This window comes from Clostridium sp. CAG:43 (assembly GCF_000434655.1).
In the GTDB taxonomy this organism is placed as follows: domain Bacteria; phylum Bacillota; class Clostridia; order Lachnospirales; family Lachnospiraceae; genus Otoolea; species Otoolea fessa.
Window position 1 is genome coordinate 69871 of record NZ_FR895110.1, and the last position, 2270, is coordinate 72140.

At 47.1% G+C, this 2270-nt stretch carries 2 protein-coding genes and 2 pseudogenes (2 of these 4 only partly in view); all 4 read right to left on the reverse strand.

What is annotated here, in order from left to right; translation table 11 throughout:
- On the reverse strand, nucleotides 1-37 hold the beginning of the coding sequence (locus QVO97_RS10805; protein ID WP_288189669.1) for a 2-hydroxycarboxylate transporter family protein. The gene continues 350 nt to the left of window position 1, outside the view; 37 of the gene's 387 nt are visible here — the first part of the coding sequence; the start codon lies at nucleotides 35-37; the stop codon falls past the left edge of the window.
- Nucleotides 1-966, reverse strand: the 5' portion of a protein-coding gene (locus QVO97_RS10810) for a 2-hydroxycarboxylate transporter family protein (RefSeq protein WP_022360336.1). The gene continues 30 nt to the left of window position 1, outside the view; 966 of the gene's 996 nt are visible here — the first part of the coding sequence; its start codon is at nucleotides 964-966; its stop codon lies off the left edge, out of view. Before QVO97_RS10810 ends, QVO97_RS10805 begins: the two co-directional genes overlap by 67 nt.
- Nucleotides 967-987: 21 nt before the next feature.
- Nucleotides 988-1101 (reverse strand): annotated as a pseudogene (locus QVO97_RS12815) (SEC-C metal-binding domain-containing protein); the annotation flags it as partial.
- A gap of 912 nt (nucleotides 1102-2013) precedes the next feature.
- Nucleotides 2014-2178, reverse strand: a pseudogene (locus tag QVO97_RS12820) (Rho termination factor N-terminal domain-containing protein); the annotation flags it as partial.
- Between the last annotated feature and the right edge of the window lie 92 nt (nucleotides 2179-2270).

Consider the following 2270-nt stretch of genomic DNA (forward strand, 5'->3'; position numbering starts at 1 on the left):
CGCCGCTGTCCAGCTGTGGATCGCGAACTGTCCCCACTCTCTCGCCGCGTCCTCCAGGCGCTCTGAAAGGATTCCCGTTCCCTTCACAATCACAACTGCTACAATCATCCACGCATACGTCGGTACAATCGAAATAAAATGATGGCAGAGCGCCCCCAGTTCATAAAATGCCATTGAAATGATAAGCCCCGTACATAAGAGTGCGAAGGTCGGTTTCATCGGAGGCTGTTTCTTCACTTCGTGACCGTCATTGACAAGGCAGCCATTTCCGGTCAGGGATGGCTTTCGCTCGGCGATATTATTGGCTAAACCGCCAAAAATGATCGCCACACAATTTCCCAGCACCGTCGCCGGTGCGATCCGCGTCAGGATCTGTCCGGCGTCCGTCCCCAGAACCGACGAATACATTGCCGACAAAGGCACTGCTCCCGCCGTCATGCCGCCGCTCGTCATCGGAATACCGATATACAGGATGCCTTCCAGAAAACTATCCCCCATCACCATACCGAGCAGACCTGAAAGTATCACGCCGACTGCCAGCGATATGACAGCTGTCGGAAGCAGTTTCACCGTTGCGCGGATCAGAAGCCCACGGTCGATATTGAAAAGACTTCCTGTGATCAGCGCTGAGATATAGAAGACCAGAAATCCTTCTTTGTTGACAAAATTGTCCAGGATCTCATGCGTCTGCTCCGGAATCAGCCCCAGCGCCTGGATGACCGCCGCCCCCAGAATACAGATGACCGAGCCGCCCAGGTACGTTTTCACAACCGGTGTATGATTTCCTAAAAAATTGAGTCCCTCGCCCAGCACCATCAGCGCAATCATGCCGCCGACCAAGCCTGCCGGAAGACAGTCCATATACATACAGACCACCACCAGCGCCAAGATGCCTAGATACAGAGGGATGGAAAAACCAGCGATCGTATTAGCTTTGCCAGATATTTCTTTCCTCTCTTGCTGCATTTTTCATTTCACCTCTGAGTATTAATTTCTTCCACAACACTTCTTATATTTCTTCCCAGATCCGCAAGGACACGGATCATTCGGATAAATCTTCTCCACCTTTTTCGCGGTTACCGATGCTGGCTGGGACATTTCCGGCACCATCGCCGGCATACCGCCGATCATACCTCTCTCACTTAATTCCCACGGTTTATTTCCGCGGTTTTCTTTTGTTCTCGTATTGTTAAACGCATCCATGAGAAGTCTTAAAAATTCGCCCATCTGCTGCTCGCTCTGGAAGACAACCCCTTCTTCATGCATCTTATTCATCAGTTCTGCCGGTGATTTTCCTTCATAACTGCTGGTCCACGTCTCAAAGCTCCATCTAGCCGCTTTCTCATACGACACATCCAATTTTTTTATGAAATAGGACTCCAGCTCCTTATAAGCCAGTACCCCTGCCTCATACCCTTTCTGACAGATTTCATCCAACTGCTGTGCAGACGGAATATAGAATTTTTTATTCTGCTGCTGTTTCAACAAAGCAGTGAGTCCATCACCCTCAAAAACTGGAAGATGTACATACAAGCCCCTCTCGGAATAAAGCGGATTCTCTTTCGGCAGGTCCTGCATTCCCAGTTTCTCCATCGGGAAAATGCAGGATTCTGTGATGTCCTCCGGCATTTCCTCCAGCATCCCGATCATTTCTTCGATCGTGCCTTTCACCTTCAATTTGTACAGTTCATACAAAATTTCCAGCGGCGCAATCTCATAATAATCGATAAAGAAGCTGATACACTTCATCAGCCAGCCTTTTTTGCTCTGAACTGCCCGGAATGCTTCATCGTCAATCCCGCTAAAACCCTGTGCAATCTCTTCAAAGACAGTAAAGCAGTCACTCACTTCCTCAAAACTTCCAAGTACGTATTTATATAACTGCATTCCATCCATAATCTCTTCTGCAGAAATTTTCTGTGGCTCGGTACAGGCTTTGCAAAAAAGCACCATCTGCTCTTTCGTCAGGCATGAAAGTCTGCCCCGGAGTGCCTCTTCCGTCGTTAAATATTCTACAATTCGGTCAATCAGGTCATCCTTTTTAAGCCGGGAACAGTTCTTTAACTCGTAGCTTCTTGCTTCGTTTAATAAGTCTTCTTTGGTCCATTCTTTTAAATATTCTCTTAATAACATACCATTTCCTTTTCTCATCTTACATCGTTTCATGCTTCTCTTCATATTTTTTTATTATACTTTTAAATGCACATGGATTGCAAGATATATCGTTACATATTCTGTGGATGCTTCGTTACTGGGCACGTATGCGTGAA